Origin of the sequence: Marivirga aurantiaca (assembly GCF_016679925.1) — a bacterium.
Taxonomy (GTDB): Bacteria; Bacteroidota; Bacteroidia; order Cytophagales; family Cyclobacteriaceae; genus Marivirga; species Marivirga aurantiaca.
The window spans coordinates 508,262-531,329 of the sequence record NZ_JAEQBW010000003.1 but is presented as its reverse complement, the minus strand read 5'-3'; the positions used below and the strand labels follow the sequence as shown (position 1 = coordinate 531,329).

The 23,068-nt window shown below is 36.9% G+C and carries 16 protein-coding genes and 1 tRNA gene; 4 read left to right on the top strand and 13 right to left on the bottom strand.

The genetic code is table 11. The features are described 5' to 3' along the window. Positions 1 to 483 precede the first annotated feature (483 nt). The 4 genes from JKA74_RS10295 to JKA74_RS10280 all read right to left on the bottom strand — a co-directional run bounded on the left by JKA74_RS10295 (position 484) and on the right by JKA74_RS10280 (position 4,958). Entirely contained in the window at positions 484 to 1,758 is a 1,275-nt protein-coding gene (locus JKA74_RS10295; RefSeq protein WP_201431112.1) for an adenylosuccinate synthase, read from the bottom strand. A 140-nt stretch (positions 1,759 to 1,898) separates the two neighbouring features. Next, positions 1,899 to 2,237 (bottom strand): STAS domain-containing protein, encoded by a 339-nt coding sequence (locus JKA74_RS10290; RefSeq protein WP_201431086.1) that lies wholly within the window; start codon positions 2,235 to 2,237, stop codon positions 1,899 to 1,901. Beyond that, the gene (locus JKA74_RS10285) at positions 2,237 to 2,704 is read right to left on the bottom strand and encodes a Fur family transcriptional regulator (protein WP_201431085.1); all 468 of its coding nucleotides are present in this window, start codon (positions 2,702 to 2,704) and stop codon (positions 2,237 to 2,239) included. The genes JKA74_RS10290 and JKA74_RS10285 overlap by 1 nt, the downstream gene beginning before the upstream one ends. A 43-nt stretch (positions 2,705 to 2,747) precedes the next feature. Then, entirely contained in the window at positions 2,748 to 4,958 is a 2,211-nt protein-coding gene (locus tag JKA74_RS10280; RefSeq protein ID WP_201431084.1) for a RelA/SpoT family protein, read from the bottom strand. A 102-nt stretch (positions 4,959 to 5,060) separates the two neighbouring features. Between JKA74_RS10280 and JKA74_RS10275 the strand changes: the two genes are divergently transcribed. The 4 genes from JKA74_RS10275 to clpX all read left to right on the top strand — a co-directional run bounded on the left by JKA74_RS10275 (position 5,061) and on the right by clpX (position 8,558). Further along, positions 5,061 to 5,142 (top strand) — tRNA-Leu (locus JKA74_RS10275). A gap of 85 nt (positions 5,143 to 5,227) precedes the next feature. Continuing rightward, positions 5,228 to 6,568 carry a trigger factor gene (gene tig / locus JKA74_RS10270; RefSeq protein ID WP_201431083.1) on the top strand — a complete coding sequence of 447 codons (1,341 nt, stop codon included), beginning with the start codon at positions 5,228 to 5,230 and terminating at the stop codon, positions 6,566 to 6,568. Positions 6,569 to 6,648: 80 nt separating this feature from the next. Next, positions 6,649 to 7,317: a ClpP family protease gene (locus tag JKA74_RS10265; protein ID WP_201431082.1), complete on the top strand. Its 669-nt coding sequence runs from the start codon at positions 6,649 to 6,651 to the stop codon at positions 7,315 to 7,317. Continuing rightward, entirely contained in the window at positions 7,317 to 8,558 is a 1,242-nt protein-coding gene (gene clpX / locus JKA74_RS10260) for an ATP-dependent Clp protease ATP-binding subunit ClpX (protein ID WP_201431111.1), read from the top strand. Before JKA74_RS10265 ends, clpX begins: the two co-directional genes overlap by 1 nt. 326 nt (positions 8,559 to 8,884) lie before the next feature. On the opposite strand, the gene JKA74_RS10255 is transcribed toward clpX, so the two are convergent. The 9 genes from JKA74_RS10255 to trpC form a co-directional block, all read right to left on the bottom strand. Further along, on the bottom strand, positions 8,885 to 9,292 hold the full coding sequence (locus JKA74_RS10255; protein WP_201431081.1) for a hypothetical protein: 408 nt from the start codon (positions 9,290 to 9,292) through the stop codon (positions 8,885 to 8,887). 29 nt (positions 9,293 to 9,321) lie between these two features. After that, complete coding sequence (locus JKA74_RS10250) at positions 9,322 to 15,450, bottom strand: BspA family leucine-rich repeat surface protein (protein WP_201431080.1); 6,129 nt, start codon at positions 15,448 to 15,450, stop codon at positions 9,322 to 9,324. A 99-nt stretch (positions 15,451 to 15,549) separates the two neighbouring features. Beyond that, positions 15,550 to 16,194: a response regulator gene (locus JKA74_RS10245; protein ID WP_201431079.1), complete on the bottom strand. Its 645-nt coding sequence runs from the start codon at positions 16,192 to 16,194 to the stop codon at positions 15,550 to 15,552. Positions 16,195 to 16,257: 63 nt separating this feature from the next. Continuing rightward, complete coding sequence (locus JKA74_RS10240; protein ID WP_201431078.1) at positions 16,258 to 18,252, bottom strand: tetratricopeptide repeat-containing sensor histidine kinase; 1,995 nt, start codon at positions 18,250 to 18,252, stop codon at positions 16,258 to 16,260. A gap of 238 nt (positions 18,253 to 18,490) precedes the next feature. Continuing rightward, on the bottom strand, positions 18,491 to 19,504 hold the full coding sequence (locus tag JKA74_RS10235) for a bifunctional 3-deoxy-7-phosphoheptulonate synthase/chorismate mutase (RefSeq protein WP_201431077.1): 1,014 nt from the start codon (positions 19,502 to 19,504) through the stop codon (positions 18,491 to 18,493). Positions 19,505 to 19,602: 98 nt separating this feature from the next. Next, positions 19,603 to 20,385, bottom strand: coding sequence for a tryptophan synthase subunit alpha (gene trpA / locus JKA74_RS10230; protein WP_201431076.1), 783 nt, complete (start codon positions 20,383 to 20,385; stop codon positions 19,603 to 19,605). A gap of 13 nt (positions 20,386 to 20,398) precedes the next feature. Beyond that, a complete protein-coding gene (trpB, locus tag JKA74_RS10225; protein WP_201431075.1) occupies positions 20,399 to 21,589 on the bottom strand; it encodes a tryptophan synthase subunit beta in 1,191 nt (396 codons plus the stop codon). A gap of 15 nt (positions 21,590 to 21,604) precedes the next feature. After that, on the bottom strand, positions 21,605 to 22,198 hold the full coding sequence (locus JKA74_RS10220) for a phosphoribosylanthranilate isomerase (protein WP_236587670.1): 594 nt from the start codon (positions 22,196 to 22,198) through the stop codon (positions 21,605 to 21,607). Positions 22,199 to 22,220: 22 nt separating this feature from the next. Beyond that, positions 22,221 to 23,033 carry an indole-3-glycerol phosphate synthase TrpC gene (trpC, locus tag JKA74_RS10215; RefSeq protein ID WP_201431073.1) on the bottom strand — a complete coding sequence of 271 codons (813 nt, stop codon included), beginning with the start codon at positions 23,031 to 23,033 and terminating at the stop codon, positions 22,221 to 22,223. Between the last annotated feature and the right edge of the window lie 35 nt (positions 23,034 to 23,068).

The following is a 23,068-nucleotide window of genomic DNA, read 5'->3' as shown; positions in this document are numbered from 1 at the left end:
AATTGAGAAAGTTTTTAAACGTTTACTGTCAGTCTTTTATGAACTCTCAGCTCCTTTTCCCATCCCTCTTAAATCAGTATTTCAATACCCTCCAATTAAAACTGCTTGCGCTTTAATTACTGTTGTTCCCGTTTGGGAGTGCAAAGATAAGTGATTAAATTTTAATCACACAACTTTATTTAAAATAAAAAGAGAAAAATTTCTAAAGGCTTATTATTAAATCATCAACTCTCAATTCACTACCCCTCTTTTGGGTTGACAAAGGTAAGAAAGATTTCTGCTTTTGCCATACCACAAACAAAACTTTTTTGTAATTTATTCTAGCTATTACCTTAAGGTATTATTTCTCAACAACTTAACATTGAAAAATAATTTCAATGTTTGAAAATGCTTATGAATGACTATAGCTAGGGACATTGAAAATATAAAAACAGCTTAGCTCTTTCAATAGCTAAGCTGTTTTATCAGTTCACTCAACAACAATTAATGATCTCTTAGGATGGTCTGGGTTCTGTCCGGCCCCATAGATACCAAGTTGATTGGAACACCTAATTGTTCTTCAATAAACTTTATATAATTAACTAAAGCCACAGGCATATCATCAAAGCCAGTTACAGAATCGAGAGAAGTGTTCCATCCTTCCATCTCCTTATATATAGGTGTAATTTCTTTATCTACTATATCATAAGGAAACTCATCAGTGGTAGTACCATCAGCCAACTTATAAGTCGTACATATTTTGATAGTTTTAAAGTCACACAGCACATCTGCTTTCATCATAAAAAGTTCGGTGACTCCATTAATCATTACTACATATTTTAATGCGGGAATATCTAACCAACCACATCTTCTCGGCCTGCCAGTTGTAGCACCAAACTCATTCCCTAGCTTTTGTAGCTTGACTCCATCTTCGTCAAATAACTCTGTTGGGAACGGTCCACTCCCGACTCTTGTACAGTACGCTTTGAAAATGCCAAAAACATTTTTGATGGTATTAGGTGCTACTCCCAAACCAGTGCAAACTCCGGCTGTCATGGTATTAGAACTTGTTACAAAAGGATAACTTCCGAAATCGACATCAAGTAAGGAGCCTTGTGCCCCTTCCGCCAATATTTTTTTCCCGCTTTTAAGATCGTTGTTTATTAGGTACTCCGTACTCTTTATATTAAATGTCTTTAAAAACTCAATAGCTTCGAAAAACTCAGTTTCTAAAGGACTTAAGTCATACTCATGTCGGTAGAATTCCAAAATACCCTGATGAACATCTACCAGGTTTCTGTATTTTTCCTCAAAATTGGATTCGATGATATCTCCCACCCTTAATCCAAGCCGTGCGATTTTATCCTGATATGTTGGACCGATACCTTTTAAAGTAGATCCTATTTTCTTATTCCCTTTTGCTTTTTCATAAGCAGCATCAAGCAACCTATGTGTAGGAAGGATTAACTGTGCCTTATTAGAAATATACAGATTCTGGGTAAAATCAATATTAAAAGGGCTTAGCTTTTCAATCTCTTTTTTAAAGATCACAGGATCAAGTACTACTCCGTTGCCAATTACATTATCAATTCTTTTCCTGAAGATACCACTTGGGATTTGATGCAATACATGTTTGATTCCGTCAAATTCTAAAGTGTGCCCTGCATTGGGACCGCCCTGAAAACGTGCAACCATATCATATTGTGGAGCAAGTACGTCAACCACCTTGCCTTTTCCTTCGTCACCCCATTGTAAGCCTAATAAAACATCCATGTTGATTCAATAAAAATAGTTGTAGATAAGCCTATTTGATTTTAAATAAGCTTTTGTTATGAATTAGTATTAATTTCATTTTCAAGTAAAATGAGACATTTGTTTACCGAAGTCTCAAACATCTTATAAAGAGTTAGTTCATTTCACTACTTCAGGTTTTGAACCGCTTCTTCTTTCGATTCAAAAAACGAGAAGATATTATTTAATTTAGTAATGATGAGTAGTTTTTTCACTTGATCAGATGGCTGCAGCAAAACCACTTCCCCATTTTTGTTACGTAGTTTAGTTAAAATAGTAATTAAAACCCCAATTCCACTACTATTCATATAGCGTACCTCTGACATGTCAATGATGCATTTATATACACCTTTATTAATATGCTCATTTAAAACTTCTACTAAGCCGGGGCCGTTATTTTCCCCGATAAGGTCTCCTGAGAGTTTTAATAATAGAATATTATCAATAATTTCTTTTTCGTACTTCATTAAGATTCAGATTTTAATTTGGCTTGGCAATCTCCACAAATGCCATATAAGTTTAGGGAATGATGCATGATTTTGAAATTCAGTAAATCCCCCACCATTGTTTTAATGTTTTGAATTCTGGGATCGCAGAATTCCACAACCTTGTGACATTCTGCGCAGATCACATGATCATGTTGTTTGTATCCATAAGATTTTTCGTATTGAGCCAAATTACGGCCAAACTGATGTTTACTTACCAAGTCACATTCCACCAGCAAATCCAATGTATTATATACAGTAGCCCTGCTGACCCTGTAATTTTTATTCTTCATGCTTATATACAGGGATTCTACATCAAAATGACCTGTACGCGAATAGATTTCTTCCAGTATAGCATATCTTTCAGGTGTTTTTCTCAACCCCTTGTTTTCCAGATATGCTGTAAATATTTGTTTTACTTCTTTAAAAACCTTTTCATTCAGTACCATACTAATCCTCCCATTCTTGATCGCAAATATAGAAAATTAGATGTTAATCGTAACGATTCACCTTAACAATCCCTCGAACTGCCTTTAATTTGTCTATCAATTTATCTAAATGCTTAGTACTCTGCACAAATAAGTGAATTTTACCTTCAAAAATTCCGTCTTTAGTATCTACAGAAATGGATTGCATGTTTACTTTCAATTCACTTGAAATAATTTGTGTTACATCGCTGATGAGACCCACCCTGTCAGTTCCAATAATTTGCAAGCCTGCCAAAAATGCAATTTCCTGCTGGGAAGTCCATCTGGCTTTTATCACCCTGTTTCCATGATTGGATAAAAGTTCAGGTGCATTAGGACAAGATGTTCGATGAATTTTTATTCCTTCATTTACGGTAACGAAACCAAAAACTTCATCACCAGGGATAGGATTACAACATGCGGCAATTTTATAATCTACTACATCAAGGTCTTCTCCTATCAGTAGCATATCCTGACCTTTGACTTTTTTCAGTTCCCGTTCAAAAGAATTTGCATCATTTAATGATTGGATTCGGTGATTGCTATTGTCTTTTTCCTTGAGTACTTCTTCCTGAAAGCGCTTGATAAGTTTCGCATCATGTTTTCCGGTAGCAATGCCATAATATAAATCCAATGGGGTTTTTTCATCAAAATAGGCTCTAATCTTGTTAATCACCTCATCACGAGGATCAATTTTCATTTGTTTTAATTTCCTGAATACTATCTCTTTCCCCTCTAAGGCCGCCATTTTCTTATCTTCCTTGAGGAGATCTTTAATTTTGGACTTAGCCTTGGAGCTAACTACAAAGCGTAGCCAATCTTTACTTGGCTTTTGTTTGTTAGAAGTAAGTATCTCTACCTGATCACCATTTTTTAACTCATAATTAAGAGGCACTAATTTCTGGTTCACTTTTGCACCCAGACATTTAGCCCCTACTTCTGTGTGGATATCGAAAGCAAAATCCAGAGCTGTAGATCTATTGGGCAATGTTTTAAGATCACCTTTAGGTGTAAAAACAAATACCTCATCTGAAAAAAGGTTAGAACGGAAATCATCGACAAACTCAATGGCGCTGGTATCATTGGATTCAAGCATTTCACGTACCCGGGAAATCCATTGTTCAAGCCGTGTTTGTTCGGGGTTAGTATAACTATCCTTGTATTTCCAATGAGCTGCATAGCCTTTTTCAGCAATATCATCCATTCTTTTGGTGCGAATTTGTACTTCTACCCATTGTCCTTTTTCACTCATTACCGTAGTATGCAATGATTCATATCCATTGGCTTTAGGGGTGGATATCCAATCGCGCAGGCGGTCAGGGTTTGGCTTATAAAAATCTGTAACAATAGAATAAACCTCCCAACATGCTGCTTTTTCATTCTCTACGGGGGCATCCACTATTATACGAATGGCAAAAAGATCATAAACTTCTTCAAAAGGAATGTTCTGCTTTTTCATTTTATTCCAAATAGAATAAATTGATTTTGGTCTTCCTTTTATGTTGTAAGGCCATTTTAGTTTATCTAATTCGCCTTCAACAGGGCCAATAAAATTCCTGATGAATTTTTGCCTGGCTGCCCGTGTCTCGTTTATTTTAGCCGCTATATCCCTATAAACCTCATTTTCAGTGTATTTAAGGTGTAAATCTTCCAATTCGGACTTGATAGCATACAGGCCAAGACGGTGGGCTAAAGGAGCATACAAGTAAATGGTTTCAGAGGTAATCTTTAATTGTTTGTTACGAGGCATGCTTTCAAGTGTACGCATGTTATGCAACCTGTCTGCCAGTTTAATCAGGATTACCCTTACATCTTTAGAAAGTGTCAACAACATCTTTCTAAAATTTTCCGCTTGTTGGGATGTACCATACTCGAAAACACCTGAAATCTTGGTGAGACCATCTATAATAGGAGCTACTTTCATTCCAAACTCCCTTTCGATATCCTCCATTTCCCAGTCTGTATCTTCAACAACATCATGCAATAAAGCAGCAATAATTGAGGTAGTACCTAATCCTATTTCTTCAACTGCAATGGTTGCCACTGCGATAGGATGCAAAATATAGGGCTCCCCAGACTTTCTTCGCATATCTTTATGAGCTTCAAGGGAAGTCAAAAAAGCTTTCTTAATCAATTTGGCATCACCATCTTTTAAAAATGGCTTAGCTTTCTTGAGTAACTTTCTGTATTCGCGAAGAATTACTTTACGTTCTTCTTCAACATCTATATTTAGCATAAATTCAATCTTATTCTTAAAACAAAATAAACGATAAAAATTATCAATCTCAATTTGCAATGAAAATTATTATTATTACATTTGCACTTCAATTTTACAAAAGCGGATGTGGCGAAATTGGTAGACGCACTAGACTTAGGATCTAGCGCTTTACGGCATGGGGGTTCGAGTCCCTTCATCCGCACACAAAAATCAACCCTTAATTTTCGTATAAATATACCTAAATTGAGGGTTTTTTCATATTACACAACATCTAAAACAGAACAATTTTGGACATTACAATCAACAAAAAGGATTCCGCCAACGCTTCTATTAAAATTATAATAAACGAAGCTGATTATCAACCTAATGTTGAACAAAAAATAAAAGAGTATGGAAAAAAGGCCAACATCAAAGGCTTCCGCCCGGGAAAAGTACCCAGCTCCTATATTAAGAAACTTTATGGTAAAAGCATATTGGTTGAGGAAATAAATCAATTACTATCAAAATCATTAAATGATTATATAAAGGAAAATGATTTGCAAATTTTAGGTGAACCGCTACCTAACCAGGAAAAAGCTGAAGCTATTGATTGGGATAGTCCAAAAGAATTTGAATTTGAATATGATTTAGGACTTGTTGACGAGTTTGAGCTAAAGCTTGATGACAAATTAAAAATTGAAAAGTATGTAATTGAGGTAGATAAAAAGGCAATGAATGAGACCTTTGACAACCTTAAAAAACAATACGGTGAGACTGAATCGGTAGAGGAAAGTGCTGCCGGTGATACTTTAGAAGGTGTATTGAGTACCGAAGATGGCGAGATACAAGAAAGAGTAATTTTACCTTTAGAAGATTTAGAGAAAAAAGCTCAGAAGAATTATACAGGCGTTAAAAAGGATACCGAGTTAAAACTTGAAGTAGCTAAGGCATTTGAATCAGAAGAAGCAAAGTCCAGATTTATAGGCCAGAATGAACCAGGTTCTATCAACCCTGATGGGGAATATGTTTTTAAAGTTACTGATATAAAAAGGACTAAGCCTGCTGAAATCAATCAAGAATTGTTTGACAAAGTATTTGGTAAAGATGCTGTTAAATCAGAAGAAGAATTTAATGAAAAAATTAAAGAAACTATTTCTGAGAACTACAACAGAGAAACTGAAAACTTATTAAATCGTGATGTTCAGAATACTTTGGTAGAAAAAACAAAGATTGATTTACCGGATGAATTTCTAAAAAAATGGTTACTCTTAAGCAATCAGGGTAAAATCACCCAGGAGCAAATTGATAAAGAATACGATCTTTATACGAAAGATCTGCGTTGGAATCTTATCAAAAACAAAGTTGCTGCTGATAATAAAGATTTAAAAGTGGAACATGAAGATATTATGACTCACACTAAAAATCTTATCAAGCAGCAATTTGGAGCTTACGGCATGTCAGAGCAGTTGGAAGAGAATTTGGACAACTTTGCCAATAATTATTTACAAGGTGAGAAAGGCGAAAACTATCGAAAAGTTTTTGAGGAGTTACTCAATATTAAAGTAATGGACCATGTAAAATCGCTAATTACCATAAAAGAAAAGAAAGTTGATTTGGATGGTTTCAAAAAGGCCGTTGAGAAGAACTAAAGATAAATAGTATCGTTATAATGAAAGTCCTTTTAAAAAAGGACTTTTTTTTTAATTTTGTAATACTTAAAGATATTTAAATGATTAATAAAGAGGAATTTAGAAAATTCGCTGTAAAAGGTGAAAGAATACCAGGCAGTCACGTTGACCAATATGTACAACAAGTTGAGAACATGACACGCTCCGTTATTGAAGAAAGGCCTACTAATTTCAGAGAAATAGACGTTTTTTCAAGATTAATAATGGACAGAATTATCTTTCTAGGTATGCAAGTAGATGACAATATTGCAAATATTATTACTGCACAGTTGTTGTTTTTACAGTCAGTAGATGCCAAAAAAGACATTAGTTTATATATAAACAGCCCTGGTGGATCCGTTTATGCTGGGTTAGGCATATATGATACCATGCAATATGTCACTCCTGATGTGGGAACCATTTGTACAGGATTGGCTGCCAGCATGGGAGCTGTATTATTAGCCGGTGGTGCTGAAAAGAAAAGATCTGCCTTACCGCATTCCAGAATCATGATTCACCAACCAATGAGTGGTATGCAGGGACAAGCATCTGATATGGAAATATCATTGAAGCAGACGCTTGCTGTGAAAGAAGATTTATATAAAATACTATCAAAACATAGCGGTAAAACCTATAAGCAGATAGAAAAAGATTCCGACAGAGATTTCTGGTTGATAGCCAAAGATGCTAAGGAATATGGATTGATTGATGAAGTTTTAGCGAGAAAATGATGGCAGAAGACAACGCACAAGTGACGTGTTCGTTTTGCGGACGAAATAAGAAAGACGTGGATTTGATGATATCGGGCATACATGCACATATTTGTGATAAATGTATTGTTCAGGCACAACAAATCCTACAGGAGGAAGTGAAGACAAAAACCTCTTCAAAGAATCCGAAATTCAATCTGATCAGACCGGTTGAAATGAAAAAACACTTGGATCAGTATGTTGTCGGTCAGGATGAAGCTAAAAAAATAATGTCTGTAGCTGTTTATAACCATTATAAACGCTTAATGCAGAAAAACTCTAACGATGATGTGATGATTGAAAAATCAAATATCATTATGGTTGGGGAAACAGGTACCGGAAAAACTTATTTGGCCAAAACATTAGCCAAAGTACTTCAGGTGCCCTTTTGCATTGCTGATGCAACTGTTTTAACTGAAGCAGGTTACGTTGGTGAAGATGTTGAAAGCATTCTCACAAGATTGTTACAAGCTGCTGATTATAATGTGGAAGCTGCTGAAAGGGGAATTGTTTATATTGATGAACTGGATAAAATTGCCAGAAAATCTGATAACCCTTCCATTACAAGAGATGTAAGTGGAGAAGGTGTACAACAAGCAATGTTGAAATTACTGGAAGGTACTTCGGTAAACGTACCGCCTCAAGGTGGCAGAAAACATCCTGATCAGAAGATGATCAATGTTAACACTGAAAATATTCTTTTTATATGCGGAGGTGCATTTGATGGTATCAGCAGAAGCATTGCTTCAAGGCTAAATACTACACCACTAGGCTTCATGAATGCCGATGCAGAGGATGAGTTAGTGGTTGATAAAGATAATTTATTACAATATATCACAGCTCAGGATTTGAAAAACTTTGGTTTGATTCCTGAATTAATAGGTAGATTGCCTGTATTGACTCATTTAGATCCATTAAGCAAAGAAACGCTTAAGTTAATTTTAACTGAACCTAAGAATGCGCTAATCAAACAATATCAGAAGCTGTTTGAAATGGAGCATATTGATTTGACAATTAAAGAATCTGCTCTGGACTACATAGTTGAAAAAGCTGTTGATTTCAAATTGGGTGCCCGTGGTCTTCGATCTATCTGCGAGGTAATTATGACAGATGCTATGTTCGAGTTTGATGGAGATGATGAAGAAGGAAAACTTGTGATTGATGCCAATTATGCCAAATCAAAATTTGAAAAGTCTAAATTCAAGAATTTGAGGGTTGCTTAAAAAGTATTGATGCAATTAGGTGTATAGGTGTCTAAGTTGTTTTTAGGATTTTTAGGATTTATTAACCCACGATATATTAGTAAAGCTGTTGGTTGACACCAACAGCTTTTTTTTGGCTTAAATTTTAAAGGCATTTTTTCGATGCAATGAAGCTTATACACAATTATACTCTAAAAAGAGGGAGCCCTATTCAGGCTACCCTCTTTTGATATAAAACAAAGGAAGTTGATTGTTTCAGCTACATTAAATCAACAGCTGAAAATAGAAAGTGCTGATTATCATTTACTGATAAAGTAGTTTCTAAACCTTGTGTCTGATGGATTTCTTTATTCCAGTATGAACTCATACCTCCCATACTCTCCTCTTGCATTATTTTCCTCATAAAGAATAGAAACCATTAATACATCATTATTCTTAGTCATTGTAAAAATTCTTCCATCCTGACGTATAAATTCATTTTCAATCTCTACACTATTAAAATCAAAAATACCATTTGTGGGCCATACCGGAGATCCATTTTCAGTAGAATAGGTTTTACCGGATATTGTCAAGGTAAAATCATTAAAATCAGTGATAAGTGTATTGTCTTTACGTGTCTCAACAACTGTCCAAGTTCCTTGAAGAGACTCCAGCAGTTCCTGCTGAACCTCTTCAATTGGGTTGATATTGACTTCAGTTTTACATGAGTAGCTTATATAGGCTATCATTATAAATATGTATGTGAACTTTTTCATCTCAATTATTTAATAACTATTATGTCTGTTTATTTTTTCAAAATCCTGTGCAATTCCATACTATTTTCTAGTTGAATAAAGTAAAGCCCGGAGGGTAAGTGCTGAATGTTCAAGTTAGCCTCTCTACCCTTGCAGGAGTAATTTTGAAGTAACTTACCTGTAGCATCGTACAGTTTTATAATTTTCATCTCTTTTTCATGTTGAAGGGTTACTATATCTAAAGTAGGATTAGGATAAATTTTAATTTGCTGTCCCAATTTCTCTGCATTAGCCGTAACTCCTCCTATCATAAAGCTTTCTGTTAATATACATCCAGCTTCATCAGTAACTGTTACAGTGTACTCGCCTATTTCCAGATCTGTGATAATAGCAGTAGTTGCTCCATTACTCCAATCATAGCTATAATCTCCCGTTCCTCCACTTATTGTCAATGAAATACTACCATTTCCATTGATACTGGTATTATCAGTAACTTCTGCTGAAATGCTGATAGATTCTGGTTCTGTAATGCTTACGTTTACAGTAGCCTGACATCCGTTTATATCAGTCACTATCACTTCATACTCCCCCAGCCCAACATTTTCAAATAAACCATCATCTTGCACTGTACCACCGTAACTGTAAGTAAAAGGAGCTGTACCATTGTCTAAATTTATTTCAAAACTTCCACTTACCTCGCCATTGCAGCTGGGATTTTGTAATACTATTGCTGAGGCAACAAATCCCGCGCACGGGTCTTCTACCACTCTGAAAGTAGTCGTAGCCACGGCTGGATTATAATTTTGGTTGCCTTCCTGTAATGCTCTTACCTCTACCGTACCAGTTCCTGTAAGATTAAGTACATTGTCGTTCAAAGTGGCTGGCCCACTTACTATCTCATAACTTACTGGCAAACCTGAAGAGCTTGTGGCACTTAATAATACCTCAGTAGTTTCGTCAATATCTATGTCTTCAACAGCAGCAATGTGGATACTTTGATTTGCTTTATTGATAGTCAATATAGCATTCGTGTAGCTAAAAGTATAATTATCAGCAACTGCTCCCGAGGCACTAATAACATATTCTCCTGCATCACTATTAACATCTGCACTAACGCTTAGCTCCACCGGACTACTTAAACTGCTTTCATTTTCACTATACACAAAACCTGTAATAGTATATGTCAATTCAGGCAAGTCATCACCATAGATGATATTTTGGTCATCTGCGGTAACAGATAGGCTTGTTTTTGTTATGCTAAAGCTTTGTTCCACCGCCTCGGCAGGATGATAGTCAACATCACCGGATTGAGAAGCAATAATAGTAGTTGTTCCTGCCCCTACAATGGTCACTGTACTACCTGAAACAGATGCTACAGTTTCATCTGAACTACTAAAAGTAACCGCTAATCCTGAGTTTGATGTGGCTGTTAATTCAAACTCATCATCACCGTATTTTTTTCCGGTCAACGGCTCAAAAGTGATAATTTGATCAAGCTTCTCCTCCACATTAATAATTGTAATGGCAAATGCTTTGGAGTGTGTTCCACCATTTCCATCGCTGGTCCTGACCCTGATGCTATAGCTGCTTTTGGTTTCAAAGTCAAAAACTGTGTTAGCTTTAAGCTGATCATCATCAATAGTAAATCTGATATTGTCAGTATCACCGTTGCCAGGTACCAGTTCGTATGAATGTACATCAGTGGCATCAGGGTCAGTGGTGGTAAAAGAACCTACAATATCACCTATGGCATTATTTTCATCAATTGTAGAACTGGTTAATTGCAGATCAGTTGGACTGGTGTTCCCGCTTTCGTCCAGATCGGTCACTGTTATTATAAAGCTTTTAGTAAAGGAGCCCCCAGCGCCATCGTTGGTTTTAATCCTTACATTGTAGCTTGATTTAGATTCGAAATCAAAAGCTACTTCTGCTATAAGCTGACTGCCTGAGATACTGAAAGATGAGTTGTCAGTATCTCCTGCTCCATTTGCCAGGGAATAGGTGAAAGATTGTCCGGCATCCATATCTGTTGTTGAAATGGTGGCTACTAAATCTCCAACACTGTTATTTTCAGCAATAGACGAAGTGCTTAAAGATATATCTGTAGGTGCAGTGTTTTCAAATACATCGTTGATGGTGATGGTAAAGGTTTCTTCAAATGTTCCACCGTTGCCATCGTTGCTTTGTACACGGATACTGTAGCTTGATTTGATTTCGAAGTCAAATACTTCATTTGCTTCTAAGTCGTTACCGTTTATTGTGAAGCTGGAATTATCGCTATCTCCAGTTCCTGCTACTAATGAATATGTATGGGCATCGGAGCCATCAGCATCTGTTGTAGAAAGCTGACCAATCACATCGCCTACTGTATTGTTTTCATCAATGGACGCTACACTTAAAGCTATTGCAGTAGGTGCATTATTGGGACAAGCTTTAGAATCACCAGAAATAGTCCATCCATAGGTATTAATCAGCGTATTTCTGGCTGCTTCACCATTGCAATACTCCAAACCTGTTGCTCCTAATGTAACCCCACTTTGAACGGTTTGAGCTGCCCATCCTGCCAAGGTGTTATCATAGTTGACCATTGACAAACCTGCAGAACTAAACATTTGGACCATATTAGTTGCTGCGGTTACATTCCAGGTACTTAAATCCTGATTGAATGAAGTAGCATCTTTAAACATTATCTCCATTTGTTCAACAACACCTACATTCCAGCCTGAAATATCCTGATTGAACGCTGAGTTGTTATAAAACATAGCAGTCATAACCTGAACCTTACCTACATCCCAGGAACTAATGTTTTGATTGAAACCAGATGATTCGAACATATTTCTCATGTTCGTTACATTAATCACATTCCAGTTACTAATATCCTGATTAAAATTTTCAGCCTCAGCAAACATATATCTCATATCCTGGACATTGGTCACAACCCAATTGCTCAAATCCTGGTTAAAACTTGAAGCATAATAAAACATTTGGCTCATACTGATGACATTACTTACATCCCAATCCCCAATAGCACCGTTAAAAGAGAGTGCTCCCTTAAACATTCCTGACATATATTCTACTGCTGAAAGATCCGGCTGATCTGTTGCATTATAAGTTAAGTTGTTACACCCCGAAAATGCATGAGCCATATTTGCCCAAGCTATATCTCCCCACTGCTCTATAGTCATTATTTTAGCCTTGTCACCTGCATTTGCAAAGTAAATCCGTGGAAAATCTCCTGAAATGCTTACGGTATAAGTACCTGCTGTTGCGTATTCATGTATAGCATTGCCAGTAAATCCATTTTCCACTGTGCCGTCACCCCAATCTACTGTATAGTTGTAGCCTATGCCTGTGGTAGGTATCGTTATGGTTTCACTGGGAGTTGTTGTTTGCCAGGTGGTGATAAAAGGTTGTTGAACAACTTCTACTACGTCATTGATAGAGATAGTAAATTGTTGTAGGTCAAAATCGCCAGACGCATCAAATACTGCTATAAGTATGCTGTAGCTGCTTTTAGTCTCATAATCGAAGGTGTTGCTTGCCCTCAGTTCGTTTCCAACAATATTGAAGACATTATTATTATCATCATCACCTGCACCTGTGGTGAAATCAAAAAACTGTGTATCTCCTGCATCTTCATCTGTAGCACTAAATGTACCTATTATAGCATTAATGGCATTTCCTTCATCTATTGATGTAGAGGATAAGGTTAGATTGTGAGGTGCATCATTAGCATTCTCAATGGCAACAGCAAATTGTCTTTCATAAAACAGTCCGTCCTGGTCTGTTGATCTTACTCTTATAGAATAACTTTCCTTAGTTTCAAAATCAAACATAATGCTGCTCCGAAGTTGATCCCCACTAATATTGAAGCTGGCATTATCAGTGCTGCCAACTCCTGAAACCAGGGTATATGTATGCGTGTCACCAGCATTGGGATCAGTAGAGGTTAGTTGACCTACTTCTGTGTTGGCAGCGAGGAGCTCAAAAATAGAGTTTGAAGAGATTTGAATACCCGTTGGTGCCTCATTTGACTTTTCTTCTGTTGTAAAAGTAGTGGTGGTAGAAATATTGCTGCCTGCTGAAGAGTTTCCTGAGGCGTCATAAAAAGTACCCGAGGTTAAATAAAACCAATATAAGGTATTATAATCAAGGCTTCCAGTTACTGGTATGGTAACTTGATTACCATTATAGATGGCATCGTCCCGATTTATATAAGTGTATTCATTTGTGCCGGTATTTTTTAATGTAAAAAGGTTCTCAGCTGGAGCTCCGGTGAATACAGGTTCATCAAACTCAATAGTAACATTTGTAAATACCGATATTCCCGTAGATGATGCGGCAGGTGTAACTGATACTATTTGAGGGCCAGTATTATCAATGGTAAACCTGTAGATATTACTTTCGAGTCGGAACAGGGTACCCTCAGTACTGGCAAAATAATCTGAATTTGTAAATATTTCATATTCAATTCCTTTAACAAAAGTAACATCCGACACATCAAATGACAACGTGTTTGTTCCCCATCCCGATATTCCAGTACTACTGTGCGCAAAACCTTTTTTAAGAGTTGCATTAGTTATATCCCGCACATATAAATATCCTGTTGTCCCTTGGTAAACCGGACGATCGAAATTCAAAGTGACCTGGCTTAAGGTGGCATCAACATCAGTATCATCTATAGTTGGAGAAGTGGCAACTAAGGCGGGAGGTGCTATATAATCAACAATGTTAATGGTGAAAACCTGTTCAAAAATTCCACCTCCAGTGTCATTAACCCTGACACGTATGCTGAAAGAGTTTTTAATGTCATAATCAAAAACTACAGAAGCCCTTAGGTTGTTGCCGCTTATATTAAAGCTACCATTATCTGTACTGCCAGCGCCCGCTACCAGAGCGTATGTATAGCTATCACTGTTATCTTCATCAACTGTAGAGAAGGATCCAATAATAGCATTAACGGCATTATTATCTTCTAAATTATTTGGTGATAAAGTAATGCCAGTAGGTGCTTCATCAAAATTGGTGATATTGATGGTAAAACTTTTCTCAAAAGTCCCATTAGGAAATCCGTCACTAGTACGTACACGGATACTGTAACTGCTTTTTTCTTCAAAATCAAATGATCTAGCCGCTTTTAAACTATTATTATCAATAGTGAAGTTTGCATTATCCTGATCCCCCTCACCTGACACTAAGCTGTAGGTATGTGTATCTCCTACATTAGCGTCAGTGGTAGAAAAATTACCAATATTGGCTCCAACCAAATTATTCTCAACTACTGTGGAATTACCCAATGTAATATTAGTTGGAGCTGAATTTCCTGCATATACTGAAGTCACTCTAAATTTTCGCGATATGTCACCCAAAGAAGCTGAATTTCCACTAAGATCAGTGGCCAATGGAAAACTCACATAATATTCTGCTATTCCATTACTGATCAACGGCTCTTGAGGGTCAATTGTCAACACTGTATATGGAATGGTTTCACTGTCAGTTGTAATTGTTACCTGACCAGCATTAATATCTACATTCTTCGTAACACCATTAGCGTCTAAAGCATGAAAAACGATATTACCTGCGGCAAAGTTGACAACTTCATCAAATAGAATTGTGAATGGCCCGGCACCATTTACGGATTTCATTTCACCCGGAGTAATATTTACTGTACTGGTATTTATAGAAGGATCAGCCGTATCAGAACCTGTAGTAAAAGAATGAAAATTACTCGTATTTCCCGGAAAATAGCTGACATTCTGTGAACCTGGAGTTTTAAATACTAAACCATTGCTGGCGGCCATATGGTAAGTGGAATTAGGAAGCAGCTGTGCCCCTCCCATTCTGAAATATGATTTATTATCTCCATTTTGATGTTCAATTATAAATCCTTTTACAAGAGTCATCGCATTATTATAAAGGAATACCTCATCGGAATTTACATATATTACATCCAATGCATGATCAAAATCTAACCTGATAACTTTCTGGTCAACAGGCACATTAGTTGTACCTGGCGTTGAACCTGTAATGTTCACCTGGGCTAATGACGTGTTGATGAAAGACATTAACAGTATCAGACAAAGACTGAATACTGCTTTTCTGGTGGCAGATATTTTCTTCCCGAGTCTCCCCTTCCGACTGGGAGAGTTGGACGAATCTTTTCGATGGTGATTGATCATAATGATTTGTACTTTAGTTTAAGTACAAAGCACTTAAAATCAACGGGGAATCAGAATAGGGGAAAATCCTTGAATCGGACAGGGAAAAATCCTTACCTCCTACAACTCCACTATCTTATTTCTGATAGCATACTTCACCAGTTCCGCATTGTTGGAAATATTCAGTTTGTCGAAAATGCTTCTTTTGTGGGTCTCAACAGTCTTTTTAGAGATATTAAGCTCTTCAGCGATATCCTGGTAGGATAAGCCATTGGCAAAACCTCGGACAATATCCACCTCCCTTTCAGTTAAGTCACGGTCAGGGGTGGAGTATTCTAAAGCTGATATATAATTACGCACCATGTCCTGGTTAAGGGAACGATCAATATAATAGTGTCCTGAAAAGACTTGCTCAATAGCAGAGATAAGCTCTTCTTTTTCACAGTCTTTGGATAAAAACCCTTTTGCTCCTGCTTTTAAAGAGGCCTCTAAAAAATGGCGGGCAGTATTAGCCGTGAGTACAATGATCTTAGATTTGGGATTTGACTGTAGCACTTTCCTTGTCAACTCTATACCTGACATCTGCGGCATTGTGATGTCCATAAGTGTAACATCCGGGCATGAGTTTTCTTCAAGCCATTTGAGAAAGGATATTGGATCACCGAAAGATCCTACAAGCTTAATATTCCTATTTCCAAGTAGTAGTGCTTTCAGCCCATCCCTTACAATCCGATGGTCATCTATGACGGTTATTTGAATTTCCATGTGCTAAAGATGTGGGCATTAACCTGCAAAAACCATCAGGAAAAACCCTTATAATTTAAAAGGCTATGAAGCTACTTGCATTTGCTCCTGTTTTACCGGAAGTAAGATTTTAAATACTGAACCTTCACCTACTTTACTCTCAACTTCTATTTTTCCACCATGTTTTTCTACCAAATCCCTGCAAATGATCAATCCCAAGCCTGTGCCATTTTTAGAAGAAGAGCTTAATCTTTTGCTTTCAAACAGCTCTGCCATTTCCTTTTTATTCATTCCTATTCCTGTGTCTTTTACTACAATTATATTATATCCGTTTTGGTCTTCATTAAAAACAGCAATACTTCCTCCTTCAGGGGTAAACTTGATAGCATTTGAAATCAGGTTTCTAATTATCGTTATAATCATAATATCATCAAAATATCCCAACCCTGAGGTTTCATTTATAAAAGAAAGATTTTTAAGTTTTGCACTAAGACGAAGAGGCTCGTAAGCTTTATCTACAACTTTCTGTATATCTTCGTCTTCAGGTTTGTAGATCATATTGTTACTTTGAATCCGTGCCCAGTCAAGCAGGTTTATGAGCAACTTATTAATGTCTTCTGAAGAGTCAAGTATTGTATTTAGGTATTCATCAAGCTCCGCTCTACTTAAGTTTCCACTATTCTCTTTAAGAGCTCCCACCAACATACTAAATGCTGAGAGCGGACTCTTCAGATCGTGTGCTATAATGCTAAAAAGTCTGTTCTTTGTATTATTCAATTCGGAAAGCTGCTCATTCTTAACAGAAAGCTTTCTTTCTGATTTGATTTTAATTCTATAACGACTGTATACCAGGCCAATCATCAATACAAGCGTAAAGGCTGTAAGTATCAGAAAATATCTATACTGTTTTTCCTGCCGTGACTGAAGTTCATTAATCCTATTTTTCTGTTCAAGCCCCGCTATTTGTTGCTCCTTTTTTTCAGTATCATATCTTTTCTCCAATTCATCTATTATAGCTGTTCTGTCAGCATTAAAAATGGAATCTTTATACATGGAAAATTGCAAATGATAGTTGTATGCATCTTTATATCTTCCTAACTGCGCTGAAGCTGTTGACAATGATTCATACGCCTTATATTTATTTACACGGTTAGTAGATGACGCCAAAATTGAACCAAGTTTTATTGCTTCCTCATTTTCATTGAAATGAATAAGAATTTCAAGAAGACCTATTTGATCATCCTCTAAGGCTATAGAATCATTTAATACTAAATCAAGATGTATTGCTTTTCTAATATAATGCAGGGCTGAATCCTTTTGATCCAGATCTTTAAAATTCAACCCCATAGTTCCATAGGTAATGGATAATCCTCTTTTATCATCAAACTTTTCTCTAATTAATCTGCTCTTTCTTAAATAAATTTGGGCAGAATCTTTTTGCCCCATAAGATAATAGGTTCTACCCAGGTTGTAATATCCGGAACCCAGCCCTCTATCATCTCCAATTTTTTCCTTCATCCACACTGATTTTTCTAAAAACTCAAATGCTTTTTCATGGTCATCAATAATACTATATAGAATGGATAGATTATTGTAGAGACGGGCCAGGCGATATTCATCATTCAATCTTTCAAATATCTTTACACACTGAAGCCAATATCTCATTGCCAGTGTATCGTTTTGTTGATAATAATTTAAATTTCCAAGTTCAGAGTAAGCCAGACCAATGCATCTTTCATCGCCAGAGAGCTCACAAAAATTCAATGCCGCATTAAAGATACTATCCGTTTTCTCAAATTCATTTTTATACAAGTGATATATGCCCCAGTTAATATAAGTAATACCCTTCTGATAATTACCAACTTTATCTTGTAATGAAAGTGCTTGTTGTAAAGCAGCATAATTTTGTTTTGGGTCAGCCCGAATTGCAAGCTCAGAAAACTCATTAAGTACGCTTACTTTTAAAGAATCACTAATCGCAGAATTATCAATTAGGGATTGAATTGAGTCCGGCAAATGTTGGGAGTACAAAGGAATTACAAAAAACAGGAGGAGCAATAAAAAGCCTATATTTTTCATTCTAAATTTATATTTAAAAATAAAAATAATACTTTTTATGAATATTCATCAGAAATACCTAGAGACTTTCTTTTTAAATTTAAGGGTTCAGCTTTTCTAAAAGATCAAAAGCAATTCATACATCAGCCACAGAAGTTTTTCCCTATGATAGAGCAACAATTCCAAAGTTATATGCTTTGGAATTGTTAATAGGGAGTGAAACAGATAAAATTTGTAGCACCTTCTTTCACACATGTTTTTAATTCATCTCTCCCCTCAGCTCATAGGCCATGTTCATTTTCCTGATCATAGCTGCTGATTCCTCAAAATACAAAGATTGCTGCCCATCGGACATAGCTGTTTCAGGATCAGGATGCAATTCGAAAATTACACCATCGGCCCCAGCCATGATACCGGCCAATGCTACCGGCTCCACAAACTTTCTGATACCAATTCCATGGGATGGATCTATGATAACAGGTAAATGTGTTTTATCTTTTAATACCGGGATTGCATTAATATCCAATGTATTACGGGTCATGTTTTCAAATGTACGTATACCTCGTTCACATAAAATCAGGTTTTCATTTCCTCCACTAAATACATATTCTGCTGAATACAGCAACTCTTCGATGGTGCCGCTTACCCCCCTTTTGATCATTACCGGTTTATCTACTTTACCCAATTCATCCAACAAGTTGAAGTTTTGCGTATTTCTTGCACCTACCTGATAGATGTCGATAAAATCATACATTTCCTCCACCTGGGAAAGCTGCATTACTTCTGTAATAATTAATATGCCGGCTGCCTTGGCTTTTTTATACCACATTTTTAAGCCTTCCATTCCTAATCCACGAAAAGAATAGGGAGAGCTACGGGGCTTGTAGACGCCACCGCGCATAATCTTTACATTATTTTCTACCAAATGAGCGATCACTGAGTCCACCTGCTCTTCACTTTCAATGCTGCATGGACCCGCCATAATGGAAAAGTCATTCTGGGAAATAACAGATCCATCTTTTAAATGAATTTGTGCAGGATTTACTTTCCATTTTTTAGATACCAGCTGATAATTATCAGAAACTACGTGTACATCTTTTACTCCCGGCAATTGTCCAATGTCACGGATATCAATATTGTTCTTCTCCAGAGCTACCAGGTAAAATCCTTTTTGAGTTTGTACCTCATTTACTGATTTGGTAAACTTCTGTAAATCTTTAATCAGCTGTTCTTTCTGATTTGTATCTATACTTTTTTCTAATTGGAGTATCATTTCTTTGTGTTTATAGCCTCACCCTCGTTCCCTCTCTCCCGGTTAGGCCGGGACAATGCAATAGAGAGGGATGACTCATAATGCTGAATTTCCAATATTTAAGCTTCTTCGGTTCTTATCCCTTTAATAAAAGTTTTTATGCTGCCTTCCAGATTATCCGGATCAAGGTTTCTTAAAAATGCGCTCCCTACAATAGCGCCATCAGTATACTGATTGACTAATTTAAGTGCGGCATAATCTGATATACCAAAACCTATCATTTGTGGCGTTTTCAAATTCATATCTTTTATTCTTTCCAGATAAGCTAGTCTTTCAGGGCTATCCTGCCAGCTTCCTCCGGTAGTGGATGAACTGCTTACCATATAAATAAAGCCCCCGTTTTGTGCATCCACTTCTCTGATGCGTTCTTCTGAAGTTTTAGGAGTGATCAGGAATACATTCTTCAGTCCGTACTGCTCAAAGAACTTCTTAAACTGAAGCTGGTATTCATTCATAGGCATATCCGGAAGGATTAGGCCATCCACTCCTACCTCCACACATTTTTTACAGAAAGCTTCTGTGCCATATTTAAGCACATTGTTGCAGTAACCCATTAGAAACACCGGCTTTTGAGTGATGCTCCTTAGCCCTTTCAGTTGTTCAAAAAGTTTATCCAGGTTCATACCGTTTTCCAGAGCTTTCATACTGGTTTCCTGAATGGTAGGTCCGTCAGCTATAGGATCGGAGTAAGGTATACCTATTTCAATAATATCAACATCTTCTTTCTCCAATGCTTTTAGAATAGTGTTGGTGTCTTCCAGGGCAGGGTATCCGGCAGTAAAATAGATAGTGAGTTTTTCTTTATCCTTTTGCTTGAAAGTTTGTTCGATTCTGTTGTTCATCGTTTGGCTTTGATTAATAGTTACCATAGTTAATGTAGGTTTGTAAATCTTTATCTCCTCTGCCGGACAAATTCAGCACTACGATATCCCCTTCTTTAAATTTAATATTGTTCAAAGCAGCCAATGCATGGCCTGTCTCCACAGCAGGAATAATTCCTTCCAGCTTACTTAGCTCTACACTTGCCTGCATGGCTTCATCATCAGTTACATATTCAAATTGGGCTCTTTTACTGGTATATAAAAAAGCATGAAGCGGGCCTATTCCCGGGTAATCCAAACCTGCAGAAATAGAATAAGGCTCCGTTACCTGACCATCATCGGATTGCATCAGCAGGGTTTTTGAACCGTGCAAAACGCCCGAACTACCTTTGGCAGTAGTAGCTGCTGTTTCTCCACTGTCAATTCCGTGACCTGCGGCTTCCACAGCAATTAATTTCACCTTTTCATTATTGAGGTAATGATAAAAAGCCCCGGCCGCATTGCTTCCCCCACCTACGCAAGCCACTACATAGTCAGGAGAATTTTTGCCTTCCTGCTCCTGTAGTTGTTGCATAATTTCTTCACTAATTACAGATTGGAAACGGGTCACCATATCAGGATAAGGATGAGGGCCCACGACAGATCCAATTATGTAATGAGTATCATTGGGGTTATTGATCCAGTGTCTCATAGCTTCATTAGTGGCATCTTTCAAAGTTTTACTTCCTGAACTGGCAGGTCTTACTTCTGCCCCTAGTATTTTCATTCGCTCTACATTGGGACTTTGTCGATCGATGTCTTTTTCTCCCATAAAAACGATACATTCCAACCCCATTAAAGCGCAAGCTGTGGCAGTAGCTACTCCATGCTGTCCTGCACCAGTCTCAGCTATAATTTTACGTTTACCCAATTTCTTTGCTACCAATGCCTGGCCTATGGCATTATTAATTTTATGGGCTCCTGTATGGTTCAGGTCTTCTCTTTTCAAATAAATTTTTGCTCCATACTTCGCAGAAAGCCTTTTAGCCAAAAACAAAGGGGTTGGTCTGCCAACATAATCTTTTAACAAACTCTTGAATTCCTCCTGAAAGCCAGGTTCCTCAATTATTTTCAAATACTGGTCTCTCAATTCTTCAATATTTGGGTGTAGCAATTCAGGAATATAGGCACCCCCAAACTCACCATAATATCCGTTTTCATCTACTTTAATATCTAGTTTTGACATAACTTTTATGTTTAATCAATCTTTTAGTAATTTCTCTACTTCATCCAAGTCTTTTAAACCTGGCAGTAATTCAATTTTGCTGTTATAATCCAGGGCTATCATATTATCAATTCCCATCAATTGAGCCAGCTTCAAGTCTGAAACTTCCAACCCCCCGCTCAAGAAAAACGGTTTGCTAATCTTTACCCCCTGAAGTACATTCCAATTAAATTTGACTCCGTTTCCACCGGGATTAAGGCCCTTGGTGTCAAAGAGAAAATAATCTGCTATCTGTTCATATTTCTTCAGTATTGCAGGATCAAAATATTCTCCCACTGAAAATACTTTGATGATTTCTATCCCTTCGTATTTCAGTTTTATAATATCTTCCGGACTTTCATCGCCATGTAATTGGATTAAATCAAAATATCCTTTCTCAAAAAGCTCAATGATTCTGTCTGGCGATTCATTCACAAATACCCCTACTCTTTTGGTGGCACCAAAATTGAGGTTCAACAGCTTATCCATCTGCTCTTCTGTCACTATTCTTTGAGACTTCTCATAAAAAATGAAGCCCATATAATCCGGCTGATGTTTGAGTACGTTTTTCACATTCTCAAAATCACGCATCCCACAAATTTTGATTTTAAGTTTAACTGGCAACATTATGAATGCTTAAGTTTCTTAACTGTTGTGAGAATTTCTGACAGGCTTTATCCGGTCTGGCACTTTTCATAAAAGCAGTTCCTATTAAAAAGCCCTGAAAGCCTGCAGTTCTTAACATCAAAACATCTTCGGGTGTTTTAATTCCGCTTTCCGCAACTTTAACATAGGAATCAGGAATTTGAGCTACCAAGGAACCTGCTGTTTCTAAACTGGTGGAAAAGGTTTTCAAATCACGGCTGTTGACACCCACTAAATCGGCATAAGTACCAAGGTGTGAATCCAGCTCTTCCTGATTGTGGATTTCCAATAGTACTTCCATACCTAGTTCATGGGCCAAACCTGCCAAATCTTCCGCTTCTGATTTATTTAAAGCAGAAGCAATTAATAAAACAGCATCCGCACCATGTGCTTTAGCTTCATAAACCTGGTAGGCATCTACCATAAAATCTTTCCTAAGAATGGGACAATAATTGAATTTCCGTGCTATTTCCAAATCTTTTAAACTGCCCCCAAAAGAAATATTATCTGTCAAAACTGAGAGTGCACTAGAACTTGCCTGCATATAGCCGATAGAAACTTCTTCCACGGAAATATGCTTATTGATAAATCCTTCTGAAGGTGATTTACGCTTTATTTCTGCGATAACCCCTGTTTTATCATCTCTTTTGATATAATCAGAAAGAGAAACAGCTTTAGCATTAAAAAACATTTTTTGTTTCAAAAGCTCAATCGGGTAAAGCTTTTTAGCTTCATTTACTTCATCTCTTTTATAAGCTATTATCTTTTCAAGTGTGTTCATTTGGTATCGGTCTTTATACTTTTAATTTATTTACA

Excerpts from the sequence above, each read along its gene's own strand:
- JKA74_RS10290 (WP_201431086.1), bottom strand. The coding sequence starts at position 2,237 with ATGAAGTACGAAAAAGAAATTATTGATAATATTCTATTATTAAAACTC.
- JKA74_RS10285 (WP_201431085.1), bottom strand. The coding sequence starts at position 2,704 with ATGGTACTGAATGAAAAGGTTTTTAAAGAAGTAAAACAAATATTTACA.
- JKA74_RS10280 (WP_201431084.1), bottom strand. The coding sequence starts at position 4,958 with ATGCTAAATATAGATGTTGAAGAAGAACGTAAAGTAATTCTTCGCGAA.
- JKA74_RS10265 (WP_201431082.1), top strand. The coding sequence starts at position 6,649 with ATGATTAATAAAGAGGAATTTAGAAAATTCGCTGTAAAAGGTGAAAGA.
- clpX (WP_201431111.1), top strand. The coding sequence starts at position 7,317 with ATGGCAGAAGACAACGCACAAGTGACGTGTTCGTTTTGCGGACGAAAT.
- JKA74_RS10255 (WP_201431081.1), bottom strand. The coding sequence starts at position 9,292 with ATGAAAAAGTTCACATACATATTTATAATGATAGCCTATATAAGCTAC.
- JKA74_RS10250 (WP_201431080.1), bottom strand. The coding sequence starts at position 15,450 with ATGATCAATCACCATCGAAAAGATTCGTCCAACTCTCCCAGTCGGAAG.
- JKA74_RS10245 (WP_201431079.1), bottom strand. The coding sequence starts at position 16,194 with ATGGAAATTCAAATAACCGTCATAGATGACCATCGGATTGTAAGGGAT.
- JKA74_RS10240 (WP_201431078.1), bottom strand. The coding sequence starts at position 18,252 with ATGAAAAATATAGGCTTTTTATTGCTCCTCCTGTTTTTTGTAATTCCT.
- JKA74_RS10235 (WP_201431077.1), bottom strand. The coding sequence starts at position 19,504 with ATGATACTCCAATTAGAAAAAAGTATAGATACAAATCAGAAAGAACAG.
- trpA (WP_201431076.1), bottom strand. The coding sequence starts at position 20,385 with ATGAACAACAGAATCGAACAAACTTTCAAGCAAAAGGATAAAGAAAAA.
- trpB (WP_201431075.1), bottom strand. The coding sequence starts at position 21,589 with ATGTCAAAACTAGATATTAAAGTAGATGAAAACGGATATTATGGTGAG.
- JKA74_RS10220 (WP_236587670.1), bottom strand. The coding sequence starts at position 22,198 with ATGCGTGATTTTGAGAATGTGAAAAACGTACTCAAACATCAGCCGGAT.
- trpC (WP_201431073.1), bottom strand. The coding sequence starts at position 23,033 with ATGAACACACTTGAAAAGATAATAGCTTATAAAAGAGATGAAGTAAAT.